This window comes from Catenulispora pinistramenti (assembly GCF_018274385.1).
GTDB classification, from domain to species: Bacteria; Actinomycetota; Actinomycetes; order Streptomycetales; family Catenulisporaceae; genus Catenulispora; species Catenulispora pinistramenti.
The window spans coordinates 1-18,157 of the sequence record NZ_JAAFYZ010000042.1; the positions used below are offsets into that span (position 1 = coordinate 1).

General features: G+C 72.4%; 15 protein-coding genes. 7 read left to right on the forward strand and 8 right to left on the reverse strand.

All coding sequences use genetic code 11. From position 1 onward, the window contains the following. A partial coding sequence (locus KGQ19_RS14790; protein WP_212009706.1) for a helix-turn-helix transcriptional regulator occupies positions 1-461 on the forward strand: 461 nt, incomplete at its 5' end. Positions 462-473: 12 nt separating this feature from the next. Here KGQ19_RS14790 and KGQ19_RS14795 read toward each other — a convergent pair. The 4 genes from KGQ19_RS14795 to KGQ19_RS14810 all read right to left on the reverse strand — a co-directional run bounded on the left by KGQ19_RS14795 (position 474) and on the right by KGQ19_RS14810 (position 7,721). Beyond that, a complete protein-coding gene (locus tag KGQ19_RS14795) occupies positions 474-3,380 on the reverse strand; it encodes an AfsR/SARP family transcriptional regulator (RefSeq protein WP_212009707.1) in 2,907 nt (968 codons plus the stop codon). 79 nt (positions 3,381-3,459) lie between these two features. Continuing rightward, the gene (locus KGQ19_RS14800) at positions 3,460-4,377 is read right to left on the reverse strand and encodes a TIGR03564 family F420-dependent LLM class oxidoreductase (RefSeq protein ID WP_212009708.1); all 918 of its coding nucleotides are present in this window, start codon (positions 4,375-4,377) and stop codon (positions 3,460-3,462) included. Between the two features lie 64 nt (positions 4,378-4,441). Continuing rightward, entirely contained in the window at positions 4,442-6,706 is a 2,265-nt protein-coding gene (locus KGQ19_RS14805) for an NACHT domain-containing protein (RefSeq protein ID WP_212009709.1), read from the reverse strand. Next, positions 6,699-7,721, reverse strand: a complete 1,023-nt coding sequence (locus KGQ19_RS14810) for a DUF6801 domain-containing protein (RefSeq protein WP_212009710.1) — start codon at positions 7,719-7,721, stop codon at positions 6,699-6,701. Before KGQ19_RS14810 ends, KGQ19_RS14805 begins: the two co-directional genes overlap by 8 nt. Before the next feature lie 175 nt (positions 7,722-7,896). Between KGQ19_RS14810 and KGQ19_RS14815 the strand changes: the two genes are divergently transcribed. Next, positions 7,897-8,130, forward strand: coding sequence for a hypothetical protein (locus KGQ19_RS14815; protein WP_212009711.1), 234 nt, complete (start codon positions 7,897-7,899; stop codon positions 8,128-8,130). 20 nt (positions 8,131-8,150) lie between these two features. Here KGQ19_RS14815 and KGQ19_RS14820 read toward each other — a convergent pair whose 3' ends face one another. The 3 genes from KGQ19_RS14820 to KGQ19_RS14830 are packed head-to-tail and all read right to left on the reverse strand — an operon-like array spanning position 8,151 to position 10,301. Continuing rightward, positions 8,151-8,999, reverse strand: coding sequence for a hypothetical protein (locus KGQ19_RS14820; protein WP_212009712.1), 849 nt, complete (start codon positions 8,997-8,999; stop codon positions 8,151-8,153). Next, positions 8,992-9,747: a hypothetical protein gene (locus tag KGQ19_RS14825; RefSeq protein WP_212009713.1), complete on the reverse strand. Its 756-nt coding sequence runs from the start codon at positions 9,745-9,747 to the stop codon at positions 8,992-8,994. Before KGQ19_RS14825 ends, KGQ19_RS14820 begins: the two co-directional genes overlap by 8 nt. Further along, positions 9,744-10,301 carry a hypothetical protein gene (locus KGQ19_RS14830; RefSeq protein ID WP_212009714.1) on the reverse strand — a complete coding sequence of 186 codons (558 nt, stop codon included), beginning with the start codon at positions 10,299-10,301 and terminating at the stop codon, positions 9,744-9,746. The genes KGQ19_RS14825 and KGQ19_RS14830 overlap by 4 nt, the downstream gene beginning before the upstream one ends. Before the next feature lie 129 nt (positions 10,302-10,430). On the opposite strand from KGQ19_RS14830, the gene KGQ19_RS14835 reads away from it, so the two are divergent. Next, complete coding sequence (locus KGQ19_RS14835) at positions 10,431-11,192, forward strand: Crp/Fnr family transcriptional regulator (protein ID WP_212009715.1); 762 nt, start codon at positions 10,431-10,433, stop codon at positions 11,190-11,192. Here the strand turns inward: KGQ19_RS14835 and KGQ19_RS14840 are convergent. Next, positions 11,101-12,438: an APC family permease gene (locus KGQ19_RS14840; protein WP_212009716.1), complete on the reverse strand. Its 1,338-nt coding sequence runs from the start codon at positions 12,436-12,438 to the stop codon at positions 11,101-11,103. The two genes, KGQ19_RS14835 and KGQ19_RS14840, sit on opposite strands and share 92 nt — an antisense overlap. A 55-nt stretch (positions 12,439-12,493) precedes the next feature. Here KGQ19_RS14840 and KGQ19_RS14845 point away from each other — a divergent pair, with 55 nt between their 5' ends. From KGQ19_RS14845 to KGQ19_RS14860, 4 genes are all read left to right on the forward strand, one after another. Continuing rightward, a complete protein-coding gene (locus KGQ19_RS14845) occupies positions 12,494-13,492 on the forward strand; it encodes a GlxA family transcriptional regulator (protein WP_212009717.1) in 999 nt (332 codons plus the stop codon). After that, complete coding sequence (locus KGQ19_RS51055) at positions 13,489-14,532, forward strand: ArsR/SmtB family transcription factor (RefSeq protein WP_212009718.1); 1,044 nt, start codon at positions 13,489-13,491, stop codon at positions 14,530-14,532. The genes KGQ19_RS14845 and KGQ19_RS51055 overlap by 4 nt, the downstream gene beginning before the upstream one ends. A gap of 78 nt (positions 14,533-14,610) precedes the next feature. Next, entirely contained in the window at positions 14,611-16,335 is a 1,725-nt protein-coding gene (locus KGQ19_RS14855; protein WP_212009719.1) for an ABC transporter transmembrane domain-containing protein, read from the forward strand. Next, positions 16,332-18,137, forward strand: coding sequence for an ABC transporter ATP-binding protein (locus tag KGQ19_RS14860; protein WP_212009720.1), 1,806 nt, complete (start codon positions 16,332-16,334; stop codon positions 18,135-18,137). The genes KGQ19_RS14855 and KGQ19_RS14860 overlap by 4 nt, the downstream gene beginning before the upstream one ends. The last annotated feature ends 20 nt before the right edge of the window (positions 18,138-18,157 follow it).

Genomic DNA, 18,157 nt, shown 5'->3' on the forward strand with positions numbered 1-18,157 from the left:
CCCCCCACGCGCACGCCCCCGCCGAGGGCTCCGCCGCCGACAACGCCGTCCCGGCGGCGAAGAGTCTGCGCGCCGAGTACCGCCTGAGTGTGATCCGTGCCGAGGAAGACCGACCGCGCGCCGAGCGCGGAACGCCGCCGGCCCGGCCGCGACGGCGAGCCGCCGGTGTCGCTGGTGTCGCAGGTGTCGCAGGTGTCGCAGGTAGGACCCGGCGCACCGGTACGGGTCGCGGCGCGGGCACCGGTATCCGCGATATCACCTTGTCGCAGCGCCAGATCGAGGTGATGACGCTGATGTCGCGCGGGGCACGCAACGCGGAGATCGCCGAGCGTCTGCACGTCACCGAGAAGACGGTGAAGAACCACATCAACCGCATCTTCCGGGAGCTCGGCACCGACGGCCGGGTCGAGGCGGTGCTGCTGTGGCAGCGGCTCCAGGCTGAGGACGGCGGCGGACGATAGGGGGCGGAACGTTCATGGTCGGTCCAAGCCGTCCAACCCCCGCAAGAACTCCGCCACCTCGTCAACGTCCTCGGCGTCAAGGTCCCGCAACAACACCAGCGCCCGTGCCGCCAATCCGCCCGCCGGTCCCTGCCGTCCCTGGGCGTGCTGCACCTTGGCCAGGCCGAACAACGCCCGCGCCGCGTGGTAGTCGTCGCTGGAATCGCTCAGCCTCAGCGCCTCCTGGAAGTGCTCGACCGCCGTGTCGGCGTGCCCCAGCCCGTGCTCGGCCGTGCCGAGGGCGATCAGGATGTTCGCTTCCAGCATCGCGTTGTGGCAGCTCCGCGCCGCCTGCTGTCCGAGTTCCCCGACGCGCAGCGCCTCGCCGAACTCCCCCAGCTCCACATACAGCTCGCACAACACGTCGAGCGTGCCGGCCTCGTAGTAGATCAGCCCACTGTCACGCGCCAGCACCACCGCCTTCTCGGCGTGCGGCAGTGCGGCAGCGTAGTCCTTGGCCTCGCGCAGCGTGGAGGCGAGGTTGCCGAGGATGCTGATGCGCAGCGCTTCCTCGCCGAGGTCCTCGACGAGCCGCAGCGCGCTGTGCAGCTCACGCACCGCGGCGTCGTTCTCCCCCAGCCGGGAGTAGGCGACGCTCAGATGGTTGTGCAGCACCGCCTGGGCCACGTGGTCCCGGAGCTGTTCGGCGGCGCGCATGCCGAGGCGGACGGTCTCGACCCAGTCGCGGGCCTGCCCGGCCGCGTAGAAGTACTCGAAGAGCAGGTAGCACAGCTGCCACACGCGATCGTGGCGGCCGATCCGCTGCGCGGCGCGCATGAGCGGGGCGATGTTGTCCCACTCTTGGGCACACCAGGCGACCCGTTCGCTCTGGCCGCCGAGGGACACCAGTTCGTAGGGGAAATCGTCCTGGAGCGTGAACGGGAGCCGAATGGAAGGAGTAGCCCGATACCGCTGCGCCAGGGTTCGTACATACCACTCAAGCAGCCGCTCCAGCGCCTGTTGCCGGGAGTCGTCCGGCTCGCCGAGTCGCGATGTCTCCTCGGCGTAGAAGCGGGTCAGGTCGTGCATCCAGTAGCTGCCCGCGGTGGTCTCCAGCAGGTGCTGCCCGGCCAGGTCCCGCAACGTGTCGGCGGCCTGCGCCGGCGCGAGCGCCAGCAGCGCCGCTGCCGCCTCGGGCCGGATGCCCACGCCCGGGACCAGGCCCAGCAGACGGAACGCGCGGGCGGTCTTGGTGTCGAGCCGGGTGTAGGACCAGGACAGGACGCCGCGCACCGAGGACAGTTCGTCGTCCGGCAGCCGCAAGGCATCCAGCCGGCCCCGCACGTTCTCCAGATCGTGGGCCACATCGCCGATCTTCACCTCGGCTCCAGCCGACACCTGCTCGGCGGCGATCCGCAACGCCAGCGGCAGGTGGTCGCACAGCTCGGCCAGGTGCCGGGCGGCCGCCAGCTCGCCGTCCACCCGCCCGTTCCCGATCGCGGTGAACAACAACGTCAGCGACTCGTCCGCGGAAAGCGGGCCCGGCGCGACCCGGCGCGCCGCGTATCGGACGGACAGGCCGCTGAGCCGGTTGCGGCTGGTGACGATGACGAACGAGGGCCCGCCCCCGGGCAGCAGATCCTCCACCTGCTCGGCGGACTCGGCGTTGTCCAGCACGATCAGCATGCGCTTGTCCCGGACGATGCTGCGCCACAGCCCGGCCCGCTGATCGCGACCATCAGGGATCTTCTTCACGTTCACCGAGGCGAGCAGGTGGTGCAGCGCGTCCGCCGACGTGCGCGCGGGCTGCCGGGGGTCGAAGCCGCGCAGGTTCACGTGGAGCTGGCCGTCGGGGTAGGCGGCGGCCAGCAGGTGGGCGCAGCGTATGGCCAGGGCGGTCTTGCCGATGCCGCCGGCGCCGACGATCAGGGCGATCTGCGGGCCCCCGGCATTACGCGCGGCCTCCATGACCTGATGGATCGCCTCGACCCGGCCGACGAAGTTCGCGTCACCGCGCGGCAACTGGGCCGGGCGGACCAGCGACTCGGGCTGCGCTGACGGGGCCGGGGCTGGGTCCGGTGTCGGCGCCGGGTCGGGGTTCGGGTTCGGGTTCGGGTTCGGGTTCGGGTCCGGTGCCAGTAGGGGATCCGGTGCGAGTGCCGATGCCAGTGTCGATGCCAGTACCGGTGCCGTGCTGTCAGCGAGCATCGACGCGTGCAGAGCCTGCGACTCGACCGAAGGATCGATCCCGAGGTCGTCGGCGAGCAGCTTACGAAGCTCCCGATAGTGCGCGAGCGCGTCAGCGGTCTGCCCGCTCCGGTGCAACGCGCTCATCAGCAGCCCTCGCAGCCGCTCGTGATAGGGGTTCGCTCGAACATGGTCCTGGAGCTGCTCGGCCACGGCAGTCGGCCGACCGAGCTCCAGCAACACCTCGGCGCGCTCCATCAACAGCCGCAACCGCAGATCGGCCACCCGGGCCCGATGCTCGGCGGCGAACGGACCGGGCAGCCCGCCGAGCGCCGACCCCGGACGCCAACACGCCAGCGCCTCGTCGAAGGCCTCGACCGCCGCGACCCGGTCCTCATCGGCCCGGCTCGCTCGCGCCCGCGCCGCCACCCGCTCGGCCACCACGACGTCGAGCCCGTCCGCACCGAGCCGGAGCGAATACCCCGAACCGGAGCTGTCCAGCGCCTCACCCACTTGATCGAAGGCCCTGCGCAGCCCGGACATATAAGTGTGCAGATTTCCGGTGGCCGTGGCGGGCGGCGCCTCACCCCACACGTAGTCGATCAGATCGTCCCGCGAGACGATGTTGTTCCTGCACAACGCGAGTACGGCGAAGACCGCCCGCTGCTTCGGCGGGCCGAGAACCAGCTCCCGGTCGCCGACGAAAGCGCGCAGCGGCCCGAGGGTCTCAACCCTGAGGCGCCCGTTCTCCATGCCAGTTCAACGTTCTGCCATAGTGCGGTCGGACTGCCCGACTGGAAGCAGCAAGATACACCCCGCCCGTTCGCGCGCGTCAGCTGCCCGCCAATTGGCCCAACAACCGCCAGGTACGGCGCCGGTCCTCCGCGGTGGACAGGTCGGTCGAGGAGAAGACCACCTCCGTCGCCCCGGCTTCGCGGTAGCGGCGCACCTCGGCGGCGACAGTCTCCTCGTCCCCGACGACCGCGAGGTCGCCGGCCCGGGTGGCACCGGAGAGTTCGATGACCCGCTGGTAGGACGGGAACTGCTCGTAGAACGCCAGCTCTTCGACCGCCTTGCGCCGCACCGTCTCGACATCGGAGGTGACCACCCCCGGCACGAAGGCGACGATCCGGGGCGCGGGGCGGCCCGCCGCCTCGGCCGCGGCGCGCACCTGCGGGACGATGTGCTCGGCCAGCGCACGGGGGCCGGCGAGGTAGGGCAGGATCCCGTCGGCGAGTTCGCCGGAGGCCCGGAGCGCCTGCGGGCCCATGGCGGCGACCAGGATCGGCACCGGCGGTTCGGCACCCGGCACGGTCGCGGGCAACGGCGTGGTGGCGGTCAGCAGTTCGCCGTGGAAGTCGGCACTACCGGTCTCGATCAGCTGGCGCAGGGCGGTGAGGAATTCCCGGAGCAGCCGGATGGGACGCTCGTAGGGGATGCCGAAACCCGTCTCGGTCAGCCACTTGGTGCCCAGCGCGAGTCCGAGATGATAACGACCGCCGGTGGCGGCCTGCGCGGTCTGGGCCTGGCTGGCGATCAACAGCGGATGCCGACCGAAGATGGGGATGGCCGAGGTGCCCACCTGCAGGCCGGGCACTTCGCGGCCGACGATGGCGGCGAGCGAGGGCGAGTCGTACCCGAAGGTCTGACCGAACCACGCCGAGCGGGTACCCGCCTGTTCGGCCTCCCGTGCCAGCTGCACAGTGGTGTCGATCGAGTTCTGCAGAGAAAGCACTACGCCAGTGGTCATGCCCGGGAGAACCAACACGGGCATGATCGCATTCCCGGCCATCAGAACCCGCATATGAGAAGCCTTACGCGACGATGGCCGACTCGGCCCGGTCAGCCTTCGGCCACCCGCGCCGCGTCCCCGGATCGCCGCCGTCCGAAGGGGCATGCTGGATCAGGTGCTCGCGCAGCCGCGCGTGCCGGAACTGATACACCGCCCCCGACTGCCGCAGGACGCCCCGGCGGCAGCCGTCGTCCAGGAACGCCACCAGCCGCCACGGCAGCGCACCGTTCAACGGCAGCCAGATGCGGGCCACGGCGACCCACTGCCCCCACGCCGTCAGGCTCAGCCCGTAGCCGACGCCCGCGCCCAGCGCGCTCTCGATCCCGAAGACGATGCCGATCTCGACGGCGCGGACCGGACCGGTGAGGAAGCCGGCCACGATGCCGGCCTCCGGCCCGATCACCAGCGCCCACACCAGCAGGTGCACCGCCACGTTCTTCCGGCTGGCCCGCAGCAGGTCCGAGGGACTGCCCGCGGCCTTGATGTCGATCGGCGCCTCCAGCACCGCCACCAAGGCGAGCGCCAGGCCCGCCCCCAGGCCGATCTCGGTCGGGAATATCAGCAGGCTGGCCGACAGAGTGCCGTCCATCCCGTCGTCCAGGTGCAGATCGGGCAGCAGTACCTGGTCGACCAGCACGATGCCCAACGCCGCCGAGGCCCCGAAACCGATACCCCACCCCAAGCGGGCGGCCAGCTTCTCGCGGAACCAGCGCGGGCCGCCGAACCGGCGCAGCCGCACCGGCAAGGGTTTCAGCGCCGTCCGGTGCTCGGCGACGAAGTGCGCGGTGCCGAACATCAGGCCCGCCGCGAGGCCGTGCAGCAGCCCGACCGCCAGCCCCCGCTTGAGCGCGAACCCGAGGCCGTGGTCGGTGGCCACCAGGTCTATCGGGATGTTCCCGATCCCGGTGACCAGGCCGAAGATGAGCCCGGCCAGGCCGGCGATCAGCAGTGCCCGGGACCGGCGGCGCATCGTGGCCGCGAGCTGCCACCAGGCCAGGTCGCCGGTCTCCAGCCGGCGCAGGTGTTCGGCGATGAACCGCAGCCAGCCCTCGGCCTGCTCCGCCGTCCAGCGGCCGGCCGATCCCGGACGCCACCGGTCGGCGGGCTGCTCGTAGACCGTCCGCAGGAAGCCGCCGAGGAAGTGTTCTTCCAGGGCCGCGACCGAGCCGAACTTCAACGGGTCCATCAGGTCGGTCGGGAACTTGTCGTGGTCTTCGCTGTAGACGGCGCGCGCCAGCGCGACCATCAGCGGTGTGGTCAGTACGGCGGCGAGGTTGGCCCCGGCCTGGTTGGCGCCGCTATTGCCATGGCCGTTATCGCCATGGCCGCTGTTGCCGTTGCCGTTGCCATTGCCATTGCCATTGCCGTTGTTGCTGTTGTCCCGCAAGGTGGCCAGGACGTGCTGCCATTTCGTCGTGCCGACGGCGGCATCGGGGCCGGAGCGCGAGTCAGGGGCCTCCTTCGCACTGGTGCGCGGGAGGTACCCGTCCAGGTCGTCCAGCGTCAGATCACGCACCTCGACCGCGGCGGCCCCGGACAGCCCGCGGGTCCCGACCACCGCGTCCCGGTACTCCTCGATCCGGCTGGTCAGCATCATCGGCATGAGCGGATCGGCCGAGAGCTTGCGCAGCGCTGTGCGGTGCAGGCCGTCGGCGAGCTCGTCGAATCCGTCCAGCACCGGCAGGATCAGCTGGGCGTCGACCAGGACGGCGGCCAGCGTCCGGCCGTCCCGGTCGGCGGCGGCCAGCCCCGGATGGTCGCGGATCAGCCTGCTGATGAGCCAGCTCTTGAGCGGGACCTCCGAGGAGTCCCACGACCCCAGGCTGAACAGCACCGGCACCGGCGTGCCGGGCGTGCGCCGGTCCAACCGGTCCAGCACGAAGCGCAGGGCCAGGATGGTCTTGCCCGAACCGGCCCGGCCGAGCACCACCAGCCGCCGGGACGGCACCCGTTCGTAGACCTCGGCGAGCTGGTCGAGCGTGCCGGACAGGTCCAGCGGCGCGGCGTGCTCCCCGGCCGGGACTCTGCGGATGGTCTCCCAGTGGTCGATCAGGTCCTCGGCCGCCGTCCCGTAGCGGACCGGTAGCGGGACCGGGTCCTGGATCCGTCGCAGGTTCTCCTCGTCATGCCAGCGGCGGTGCACCGCCTGCGCCAGCTCCTCGATGAGCTGGCCGATCCGGCCCGCCGAGAAGGAGCCCTGGAAGATGATCGACTCGATCTTCCCGGCCTGCACCAGCGGCCCGTAGGAGGTGCCGCCGGCCTCGTTGCGGACGTTCGGCTCAGCCATCGCGTCGGCGCCTCGACCACCGTAAACGGCCGTAGCCGGTGGCCCCGACCGCCAGGAGTACCACGGCCGCGAGCACGCCCCACAGCCAGCCCGCGCTGCCGGAGCCGGCGGCGTGGGTCGCGTCGGCCGCCGGCTCCGATGACGCGGCAGTACCGCCGATGGCGGACGGCGGACCGGCGGCGACCGCGTCGGCCGACGTGCTGATCGACGTGCCGGCCGGCGATGATGCCGACGGCGCGGCCACGCCGGCCGGAGTGCTCGCCGGGCCGGAGCCGATCGATCCGGTGGTCCGGCTCGCGGGCGCGGAAACAGAAACCGGCGTCGTGGCGGGCGCCGATGCCGACGAAGGTCCGGAGCCCGCGGGCGTGCTGCGCGGCGGGGTCGGCGGGTGGCTGGTCGGCCCGCCGTGGCCGCCGGTCGTGGACGGCCGCGACGTCGGCGGTGTCGGCGGTTGTGGCGCGGGTGTTACCTGCAACGTCGCCAGGACGTCGCTCTGTGCCGGGTTCAACTGGCAGGGGACGTCGGGCAGGGCCGGCAACTCCGAGCCGTCCGACCGGTAACCGTGCAAGTGCAGGGTGACCGCGCCAACCGTGATCCGCGCGGTGCCGGGCTGGTCGAAGCCCACCCGCGGCGTGCTGCCGTGGGCCGGGACCGTCAGCGCCCCGGACGCCGGGACGGGGGTCCGGGGAATGGTCAACGTCACCGGTTCCGGGACACTCCCGCCCTGCGGCGGCAGCACGGCACCGGCCACGTCGGCCGTACCGTCCAGACTCGCCACGCCGATCATGCCGAAGTCCTGCGGGATGGTCTCGCCGACGCCGGCCTGGACATCGACGGCCAGTACGGGGGTAAGGGTGTGGACCGGCAGCGAGGGCAGCGAGTCCCATTCGACCGTCGCAGCCATGTTCTGGGGCTGGAGGAACGGGAAGGTACACGTGTAGTCCAGCTGCACGGCCGGCGAGTAGGCCGCGGACGGCTCCGGCGCCCAAAGCCCGAGCAGCATGGGCAGGGCCACGATCGCCGTTCTCGCGATGGTGCCCGTTCGGATCGGGGTTCGGCGCGGCATCCGTCCTCCCGGGTCCGATCGGTCCTGGTTTCTCCCCCAGCTTATATCAGGACTCTGTGATAGCAAGAAAATCACCCGCCGAATCCGATGTGTGGCAATATGGAGGTGATGAGGGGATGGTGGCATGGAATCGAAGGTGTCCAACACGGTCTCCGGCGGGAATCAGTACGCTCCGGTGGTCCAGAGCGGGGAGATCACGAACCTGACGTTCACCGCCACCCCGGCTCCCGCGCCCGCCGCACCGGCGAACCCGCAGGTCCAGCACAACACGGCCAGCGACGACGGCACGATCTACGCGGTCGGGAACGGGGACCTGCACGTCCATCACCACCACGGCGGCGAAGACCCGGCCCAGTAGGCCTGCGCCCGAGTTCATCGTCAGCCTCCTTCGTCGCGGTCGTTGTCGTTGTCGGCGCCGGAATCGTTGTCGGATCCGTAGTGCTGGTGGATGCCGCCGTCCATCACCGCGAACAGGGTCGAGCGGTCCCGGGCGATGTTGGTCATCGTCTTGCCGCCCGAGCGCTCGTCGGACGGGACCGCCGAGAAGCGGTCGATGAACCGGCGTAGCTCCCCGGCCTCGGCGGGGTGCCCCACCAGCAGTTCGGCCAGCTGACGGCGCCACAGCGCGGTCAGTTCGCGCCGGACGTCTTCCAGGTCGGCGGGCTCCGCGTCGCGCAGTTCCGCGACGTTGCCGTCGAGCCAGGACCGGTAGAGCTCGATCCGGTCCGGCGCCACGCGGCCGAACCACGTCAGCGCCTGATCCCTGGCCGTCGGCCAGGACGGCGTCGGCATCGCGCGCACCAGCGCTTCGCCGCCGACCGCGGCCAGACGGGTGGATTCCTCACGGGTCATCAGGGTTCTGTTCCCTTCGCGGGCCTGGCGGGTTGGGGCGTCGCCGTAGACGGCGACCAGTCCGGCCAACGGTGCGCGGCGGGACGGATCCTGGTGCAGCAACGAGGCCAGTTCCCGGGTCCAGGCGTCCAGCAGCGAAGCCCGGGCCGCCTCGCGGGCCGGGGCCGAGGGCGACTCCGAGGCCAGGGCCAGGACCGAGGCGTCGGCGTCGAGCCGGGCCCGCAGCGCCACCCTTCGGCGTCGTGAGGTGTGGAAGAGTTCTGCGACGGTGTCGCGCACGCCCTGCCAGGCGTCGGTGGCCATGGCCGACACCACCGCCGCCGCGGCCTGCGCCGCCAGCGTCACGAACTCGTCCACGATCCCGGTGTCACTCATCGCCGTGGTAGTGGACGTTCATGGTGCCGCTGCCCACTCCGTGCGCGTGCGCCCGGTCGTGCGCTTCGACGATCATGACCGCGGTATCCGGTGCGGTGTTCGGTACGGTGTTCGGGCGGCTGTCCGGCGCGGCGGCGGTTCCGGCGGAATCAGCAGCCTGTCGCGCCCGCCGTCCCGGGACGTGAAGCCATCCCCGCGCGGTGTATTCCTTCTCGGCGATCTCGACGGACTCGAACTCGCCGGGATCCATCCCCGGGTAGCCGTGCCGGACCGTCTCCTCATAGACGTGATCGGAGATCAGCAGCACCAACGGCGTGCTCTCAGGCTCCCGCTTCAGCGCCTCGCGGCTTGCCCGCGCGTCGAGCATGCGGGCCAGGACCGCCAGGGACGCGCCGGCGTGCGCCCCGTCCGGGCCGACGATGACGTCTCCGGCGTGGACCGCGACCCGCAGCCGGATCCGGGTCAGGGATCCGGCGTAACGATTGTGGGCCCGCAGCCGCGCACCGAGTTCGACGATCAGGGGATGGATGAACGCGGCCCGGCCGGCGCCCTCCGGCGCGATGAGGCGGATCCCGTCGCCGAGGTCTTCGCGCAGGCAGCGCTCCCAGACGATTCCGCTGCGCTCCACCGATTCGGCCAGGGCCTGCGCCAGCGTCCGGCGGATGGTCATCAGCGCCGGGTTCCCGCGGCCGGACGAGCCCTCGACGTCGACGGCGAGCAGAGCTCGGTATTCGGGTACTGCGTTCATCTCGTCCCCCAGTTCATCCAGGCGCCGGCGGCACGTATCTCGCGCCAATCCCGGCCGTCCAGCCCTTCGTCACACAGGTCCGCGTACAGCGGCGTCGCCACCACGACGGCCAGCGGCGCGACGCCGGCGGGCCGGTCGGCGGCGAGACGGTCCAGGCGCCGGCGCACGGCCGGGTGGCCCACCAGGGCCCACGTCCGGGCCAGGCCGGCGCCGCCGAAGCCGTCCCCCGTCACCCGGACGATCCCGACATTGAACGCCAGGAGTGCGGGGCCCTCGGGACGCTCCCCGGCGCGCGCCCCGAATCCCCCGGCTCCCAAGCCCCGCCGCACCACCGCCACCAAGTCGTGCACGATCCGCACCTCGTCCACCCCCACCGGCGCCACCGCCGCCTCCCCGTCCGGCGTCGGCCCGATGTACAGGCGGCCGAAGCCGAGCGACCCCCCGCCCCCGCTGGGACGGCACACCTCGGTGAGCAGTCCCAGCGGTCCGCCGGCAAGCACCGCGCACAGGCGCCTGCTCCCCCGGCTGGGCTCGACGAGCTCCCCCACCTGCACCTCGCGCCCCCTTCACTCAAAGCAGGCCCCTGTGCCGCGGGCCCTTGCCCTGACCACTATTGGGCGGAATCGTGGTTCTCATCCCGTGCCAGTACGGGATCTGCTCAAAACTTCCATGGGGAGGCAGCGATGAACGCCGCACCGGGAACGTGGGCCTGGCCGCCGCGCAGCCTGCTGCACAGCCTCGGACCGGCCGCCTGCCGACGGTTTCTGGCCCTGGGCACGATGGTGGAGTACGAGCCGGACCGCAAAGTGATCCGCGAGGCCGACGAATCAACGTTCGTCCTCATCCTGCTGGACGGCGTGGTCAAGGCGACCGGCCGCACCCAGAACAGCCGCGACGCCCTCCTGGCCGTCCGCGTCGGCGGCGACCTGGTCGGGGAGTTCGGCGTGATGGACGGCCATCCCCGCTCCGCCACCGTCACCACCTGCGGAGTAGTCGTCGCCCGCCTCGTCACCCGCGACACGTTCCTGGCCACCCTGCGCGACGACCCCCCGATAGCCGCCGCGGTCAGCGCCTCCCTCATCACCAAACTCCGCGCCTCCAACACCCACCGCATCGAGTTCGCCGGCACCGACGCCCCCACCCGCGTCGCCCGCATCGCCTACGACCTGGCCCTCACCTACGGCGAACCACACGGCAACACGGTCATCCTCCGTTGGCCTGTGACCCAACCCGAACTGGCAACCCTCATCGGCGCCGCCGAACCCACCGTCCACAAGGCCCTGCGGGAGCTGCGCGAGTCCGGGGTGCTGAGCACCGGTTACCGCGGGTTCCGGGTCAACGATCTGGAGCGGCTCAAGCAGGTCGCTTACCCACCCACCGCATCAAGAGCGCCAGTAAGACAACAACAACCGGAATCACCACATGCCGCGCAGCATCCGGAATGACGAGCGCCGTAAGGCACACAGTGAGCACCGCGCACCCACGAGCAACCCCGCGCAGCAAGCGAATGCCGGCCGCGGCGGCCAGAAGGTAGACCGTGACAACGAGCGTGGAGGGCACGACCACCAGCGTCTCAGTCCCCCACCCGAAGCCGGCGGCTGCGGCCAGCCCCGCGTAGGCGACCGCGGCGACCGTGACGACGCCGCCGACCGGCACCGAACGCCGGTTGATGTACGCGCTCCGGTACGGCAGCCAGCGGTCGCGGGCCAGGCTGTAGCCGAGGCGGGAGACACCGGCGATGAAGGCGTTGGCGGTGCCCAGGCTGATGAGGACGGCGATGACCGCGGCTGCGATGTCCGCGCCGGGTCCGAAGGCCGAGCGCAGGAGGAGGCCGATCGCGACGTGGTCGGTGTGCGGATCGCCGTAGGTGCCGGTGAGGACGACCGCGGCGGCGATGCCGAGGTAGAGAACTGAGACGATCGCGATGGTGGCCGCCACGGCACGCGGGACGTCCCGGTCGGGGTCGGTGAACTCCTCGGCGAGGTGCGCCACGGCCTCCCAGCCGGCGAAGGCGAAGAACAGGACGATGACGCCGTCCGCGACCGGGCCGAGACCGTGGGGTGCGAAGGGCTGGAGTCTGTGTACTGACATGCGTGGTGCGGCTGCCGCCGTGGTGACGACCAGCGCTATGGCGACCGCGGCGGCCAGGGCGAGCTGGGTGCGTGCGCTGACCCGCCGACCGTGCAGGTTCGCGGCCACCGCGGCCGTGAGGATCGCGACGGCGACGAGGTAGGCCCAGCCGCTGCCCAGGTTCAGCGCCTGGGCGACGTAGTAGCCGCCGGTGAGCGGGACGATCGTCTGTCCGAACGAGCCGGCGGCGAAGTAGAGCCAGCCGGTCAGGGCGCCGGCGGTCGGGCCGAACGCGCGGCCGACGTACGTCGCCACGCCCCCGGCCTCCGGAAAGCGGCGCGCGAACGCTGCGAACATCCAGGCCAGCGGCACTCCCAGCGCGCAGGCGAACGCCCAGGACAGCAACGACGCCGGCCCGGCCATCGAGGCCACCTGGCCGGGCAGCACGAGCACCCCCGCGCCGAGGATCGCGCTGACGTAGAGGGCCGTGCCCTGCCACCGGCCGATATGCCGGGCGAGCTGGGCCGGAGCCGTCGCGGCCGGCGATATCGGGGTGGCCGGCGATATCGGTGTGGCGGGCGATATCGGTGTGGCGGGCGCTGCCGAGGAGTCCGTAGTCATCACCAGCCACTCTGCGGGGTTCCCAGGCGGCGGCGTGAGTGGCAAATTAGCCACTATGCGCAAGGAATCAGACGCCCACCGAGTAGCACTGGTAGCGATCCCGGGCGTCCGCCTCTTCGAACTGGCCATCGCCGCCGAGGTCTTCGGCGTGGACCGCCACGACCTCGTCCCGGACTGGTATGACTTCGCCCTCGTCGCCAGCACCCCGTCCGGCGAGACCATCTCGCACGGCATCACCGTGCCCGCCGGCCGCGGACTGGACGCCCTGCGCACTGCCGACACCGTGATCATCCCCGCGTCGGCCGAAGCCCACAGCGGTGCGCCGGCCGAGCTGCTCCTCGCGCTACGCGCAGCCCACGCGCGCGGAGCCCGCATCGCGGCGATCTGCTCCGGCAGCTTCGTCCTGGCCGAAGCCGGCCTGCTCGACGGCCGCCGCGCCACCACGCACTGGATGCACGCCGACGAGCTCGCCCGCCGCTATCCGACTGTGGACGTCGATCCCGCCGTCCTCTACGTCCACGACGGCGTGTGGACCTCGGCGGGGAGCGCCGCGGGCCTCGATCTGTGCCTGGAGTTGGTCCGGCGGGACCACGGGTCGGCGATCGCCAACGAGATCGCGCGCCGCATCGTGATTCCGCCGCACCGGGACGGCGGTCAGGCGCAGTACATTCGCGCCGCCGCCACCGGCGTCGGCGAGTCCGCTCCGAGGCGGGACGTCTACGAGTGGGCGCGGCGCAACCTGCGCGCCGTCACCGTCGCGGCGATGGCCGAGCACCTGGGAATCAGCACCCGTACTCTGCACCGCCGCTTCCTCGAAGAGACCGGCCGCCCGCCGCAGGTCTGGCTGCAGCGCCTGCGCCTGCAATCGGCCGCCGAGCTGCTGGAATCCACCGATCTCGGCCTCGCCGCGATCGCCCGCCGCGCGGGTCTGGGCACCGCGACCAACCTGCGCGCGCAGTTCGCCGCCGTCTACGGGGTGCCGCCCGCGCACTACCGCCGAACCTTCCGGCCGGCCTTGGAGCCCGCGAGCGCCGGGCCCGGGAGAGCCGAATGATCCGCATCCACCTGGATCCGGCGACGCTGGCGCGCACCCGGATCGCGATCAGCCCGCTGGCGGAGACGGTCGGCGCCCTACAGCTGGTCCAGCGCAGCGGGCCGCGGGCCGCGTGGCCGTACACCGGCTGGGCCAAGCAGGCGTGGGAACTCCTGCAAGCGGACGAACGCCTGGCCCCGTTGGGAATCTACGCGCTGCTCCAGGAGTGGCAGACGTACGGCCCGACCCCGGATTTCTTCGATCCGGTTCCCGAAGCACCGCGCGCGGAGTTGACCGAGGAACTGGAAGCGCTGCGCCGCACGCCCGCAGCACTGATCAAGGAGCAGTTCGCGCGGCACTACCCCGCGGAGCTGCCCGAGCCGCTCCGGCCATTCCGCGACGATCACACCACCGCGCTCGACACGCTCGCTGACGCGCTCGGGGAGTTCTGGCGCGGTGCACTGGAGCCCGTGTGGCCGAAGATGCGCGCGGCGCTGGACGAGGAGGTGCTGCTGCGAGCCCGGTCGCTGGCCTCCCACGGCCCGGAGTCCGTGATCGGCGGACTTGGCGGGCGCACGGTATGGGAGGAGCCGGTCCTGTCGCTGCCCAAGCTCAAGGAGTCAAAGCACCACACCGTCGATCAGCGCCTGCTCCTGGTGCCGCTGATCTTCGCGCAGGAGCGGGTCTCCTGCTCGACCGACCACCCGCACCTGCTGCGCGTGAGCTACCAGGCGCGGGGGGCGGCGCTGCTGGCCGGTGGCGCGGCCGCACCGTCGGCGGCCGAGCCGGATCGGCTGGTGCCGCTCGTCGGGACGCGGCGGGCGGCGGTCCTGCGGGCCCTGGACGTTCCCGCCACCACCAGCACGCTCGCGACGCGGTTGGCGCTGGCTCCCAGTACCGTCTCGGAGCAGTTGGCCGCGCTCGTGGCGTCGGGGGTCGCGCGGCGGACGCGTTCGGGTCGGCAGGTCTTCTACGAGCTGGAACCGGCCGGTGAGGTGCTGCTCGCGCTGTTCCAGGCAGCCGTGGAACCGTCATCGGCTCCGGTGATCGACAGCCCATGATTCGGTGACACCGAATCGTTTGAGCCCCCGCACCCGCCCACATACCGTGGCGCCGTTCCACCGAGGAAGGGCGCCACCATGACAGAGTTCGTACCCGCGCGCACCGCGGGCATACCCCCGCCACGCGAGGTCCTGCGCACCGTGCTGCGCAGACAAGCACGTCCCCTGACGATCGCCGCCGTGGGCTCCTGCGTACATCAGGCCTGCGAGGCACTGGTGCCACTCGCGATCGGGCTGGCGGTCCAGAACGCCGTCGCCGGCGGCGACCTGTCCGACGCCCTGCTGGCCGTCGCGGGCGTGCTGGCTCTGTTCGCGGTGTTGGCGACCGGCGGCGGGCTGGCCTTCTACCTCAACGCCCGCAGCGTGTCGCGGGAGGCGCACCGGCTGCGCAGCGACGCGACGGCCCGCATCCTCGCCGACCCGGCGGCCGGGGCCGGGCGCACCGCCGGGGAATGGGCCTCGGTCCTCACCTCCGACGCCACGGCCACCGCGCAGGCCGCGCGCGCCCGGTCGAACGTCGTCTCCGGGGCGGTCGGGCTGGCCGTCACCGCGGCGGTGCTGCTGCGCATCGATCTGTGGCTGGGGCTGGGCACCCTGCTGACCGTGCCGCCGCTGATCCTCGGGATCGACGCGATCAGTCCGCGGCTGGAGGCCAGGCTGCGCGAGCGGTCCCAGGCCGCCGGGCTGGCCGCGGCACTCGCCGCGGAACTGGTGCGCGCGCTGGCGCCGCTGCGCGCGTTCGGCGGCACCGGGGAGGCGCTGCGCCGCTACCGCGCGGCCACCGCCCGCTGTCTGGACGCCGACCTGGCCGCGGCCTCGGCGAACGCGGTGGTCGCCGCCGTCGGCCTGGTCTCGACGGCGTTCGTGACGGTGGCGATCGCGGCGGCGGCCGGGTGGATGGCCTTTAACGGGCGAATCGACGTGGGCCAGTTCGTGACCGTGGTGGCGATGGCCTCGTTCGTCGGCGATCCGGTCAGCAGGATCGCGTTCGGCGTGCAGCAGCTGAGCGCCGCGCGGGCCGGCGCGGCGCGCATCGCGCCGCTGCTCGGCCCTCCCCCGCTGCTCGGCACGCCCCCACGCGACGACGCCGAACGAGGCCATGGCCACGCCGCACCGACGGGGCTTGATCAGGAGCCTGTGATCCTCGAGAACGTGTCGGCGGGGCCCATTCGAGCCCTGACACTCCGACTCGATCCCGGCGCCGCGGTCGGCGTGGTCGCCGTCGATCCCGCGGCGGCCGCGACGCTTCTGGCGATCCTGAGCGGTCGGCAAGCGCCCAGTACCGGTTCGGCACGCCTAGGCGGCCGGCCATTGCACGCCATCGCGCGGCACGGCCTCGATTTCCGCATCCTGGTGGTCCCGCACCAGATCCACCTGCTCGGGCGCACCCTGACCGAGGCACTGCAAACCGGACGCGACACCGATCCGGCCCGGATGCGAGCGGCACTGGCCACCGCGAGCGCCGCGGACCTGCCGGAACAACTGACCGAAGCCGGGGCCAATCTCTCCGGCGGCCAGCGCCAGCGGGTGGCCGTGGCCCGCGCGCTCGCCGCCGAACCGGCCGTCCTGGTGCTCAGCGATCCGCTCACCGCCCTCGACGCCGTGACCGAGGACCAGGTCGCCGCCCGGCTGATCGCGACCCGCCGGGCCCAGGGCGGCGCCACCGTCGTCCTCACCACCTCGCCGCCGCTGCTCTCCCGCTGCGACCACGTGCTCTACATCGACGCGCAGGGCACCGTGCTCGACGCCGCCCACGCCGAGCTGATGTCCGAGCCCGGCTACGCCGCGGCGGTGCTGCGATGACCGCGCTGCCGGTCGCCACCGGCCGCCGGACCCTGTCCACGATGCTGCGCCTGGCCCGGAGCCACCCGCGCGACTGCGTGGCGACCGGCGTGTGGACCGTCGCCGCCGCGCTGGCCACGGTGACCGGTCCGCTGCTGCTCGGCGCGCTGGTCGACGCGGTCGGCAGCCGGCACCGCGGCTCGGCCGGGCCGCTGCTCGCGCTGCTCGCCGTGGTCGGGGTGGCCGGGGCGATCCTGAGCGCGCTGGCCCAGCGCGCGATCGTCGCACTCGCCGCGCGCATCACCGCCGCGCTGCGCGAGAAGATCCTCGGCCGGGTGCTGACGCTGGACTCGACCGTCGTGCACGGCGCCGGAAGCGGCGACGTGACCTCGCGGGTGACCGAGGACATGGAGATCTTCTCGGAGGCGGCGCCGCTGCTGGCCGAGGTGTTCGCGGCCGCGGTGACCGTCGCCGTGTCGTTCGTCGGCTTCAGTTCCCTGGACTGGCGCTTGGCGGCGGCTTTCGTCATCGTCTTCCCGGTCTACGCACTGAGCTTGCGCGGCTACCTGCCGAAGGCCGGGGCGCGCTACGCCGCCGAGCGGCGCGCGGCGGCGGACCGCACGCAGACGATCCTGGAATCGCTGCACGGAGCGGCGACCGTCGAGGCTTTCGGCATGGCCCCGCTGCAAGCCGAGCGGGTCGCCGCGGCCTCGGCGCGCGCCACCGAGGCCGGAATCAGTGCCCTGAGGCTGTCGTTGTGGCTGACGAAGACGATGAACGGCGCTGAAGCCCTGGGCCTGTCGGCGATCCTGCTCACCGGCTCCCTGCTGGTGCACGGGCACGTGATCGCCGTCGGCGCGGTGGCCGCCGCGGCGTTGCTCTTCCACCGGCTGTTCGATCCGCTGGGCACGCTGCTCGGCTCCTTCGACGACGTCCAGCGCGCCGGGGCCGCGCTCTCGCGCATCGTCGGCGTCGCCGGCATGCCCGGGGCCGAGCCGGTGTCCGTGCGCGCGCCGGACGGTCCGGTCGCCATCGAGGTGCGCGGGGTGCGCCACAGCTATGACGGCACGGCCGACGTCGTGCGCGCCATGGACCTCACCGTGCCGGCCGGCACGTCGGTCGCCGTGGTCGGGGCCAGCGGGGCGGGCAAGTCCACGCTGGCCGCGATCCTCGCCGGGCTGCTGCCGTCCTCGGCCGGCACGACCGCGCTGCGCGACGCGCGCGGGACGGTGGCCAGCGCGGACCTCGGCGAAGCGGGCCGGTCCAGGTGGATCGGCATGGTCGCGCAGGACACGCACGTGTTCACCGGGACCCTGCGCGAGGACCTGACGCTGGCCGTGCCCGACGCCGACGACCACCGGATCAGCGCCGCTCTGGCGACCGCCGGCGCCCGCTGGGCCGCCGCCCTGCCCGACGGCCTCGACACCCGGATCGGCCCCGACGGCCTGCACCTGGACCCCGCCCAGGCCCAGCAACTCGCGCTCGCCCGCATCGCGCTGGCCGATCCGCCGGTCGTCGTGCTCGATGAGGCGAGCGCCGAGGCCGGTAGTGCGCACGCTCATGAACTCGAGGAAGCCGCCACCGCATTGATGCGCGGGCGCACGGCGGTCGTCGTCGCGCACCGGCTGTCGCAGGCCCGCGTCTGCGACCGCGTCCTGGTCATGGACCACGGCCGGGTCGTCGAGCAGGGCACGCACGACGAACTGCTCGCGCGCGATGGACGGTACGCGGTGTTGTGGCGGATGTGGACGATGCGCACACACACTCCGGCCGAGCCGGTTCAAGCGGTGTCGGGCAGCTCTGCTCGGCCGGCTCGGGGCTGAGCCCTCGGGCGAGGGCATCA

What these genes read in the sequence shown, in the direction of transcription:
- KGQ19_RS14840 (WP_212009716.1), bottom strand. Translation starts at nt 12,438, where the DNA reads ATGACTACGGACTCCTCGGCAGCGCCCGCCACACCGATATCGCCCGCC.
- KGQ19_RS14845 (WP_212009717.1), top strand. Translation starts at nt 12,494, where the DNA reads ATGCGCAAGGAATCAGACGCCCACCGAGTAGCACTGGTAGCGATCCCG.
- KGQ19_RS14860 (WP_212009720.1), top strand. Translation starts at nt 16,332, where the DNA reads ATGACCGCGCTGCCGGTCGCCACCGGCCGCCGGACCCTGTCCACGATG.
- KGQ19_RS14800 (WP_212009708.1), bottom strand. Translation starts at nt 4,377, where the DNA reads ATGACCACTGGCGTAGTGCTTTCTCTGCAGAACTCGATCGACACCACT.
- KGQ19_RS14795 (WP_212009707.1), bottom strand. Translation starts at nt 3,380, where the DNA reads ATGGAGAACGGGCGCCTCAGGGTTGAGACCCTCGGGCCGCTGCGCGCT.
- KGQ19_RS14855 (WP_212009719.1), top strand. Translation starts at nt 14,611, where the DNA reads ATGACAGAGTTCGTACCCGCGCGCACCGCGGGCATACCCCCGCCACGC.
- KGQ19_RS14820 (WP_212009712.1), bottom strand. Translation starts at nt 8,999, where the DNA reads ATGAGTGACACCGGGATCGTGGACGAGTTCGTGACGCTGGCGGCGCAG.
- KGQ19_RS14805 (WP_212009709.1), bottom strand. Translation starts at nt 6,706, where the DNA reads ATGGCTGAGCCGAACGTCCGCAACGAGGCCGGCGGCACCTCCTACGGG.
- KGQ19_RS51055 (WP_212009718.1), top strand. Translation starts at nt 13,489, where the DNA reads ATGATCCGCATCCACCTGGATCCGGCGACGCTGGCGCGCACCCGGATC.
- KGQ19_RS14825 (WP_212009713.1), bottom strand. Translation starts at nt 9,747, where the DNA reads ATGAACGCAGTACCCGAATACCGAGCTCTGCTCGCCGTCGACGTCGAG.
- KGQ19_RS14835 (WP_212009715.1), top strand. Translation starts at nt 10,431, where the DNA reads ATGAACGCCGCACCGGGAACGTGGGCCTGGCCGCCGCGCAGCCTGCTG.
- KGQ19_RS14815 (WP_212009711.1), top strand. Translation starts at nt 7,897, where the DNA reads ATGGAATCGAAGGTGTCCAACACGGTCTCCGGCGGGAATCAGTACGCT.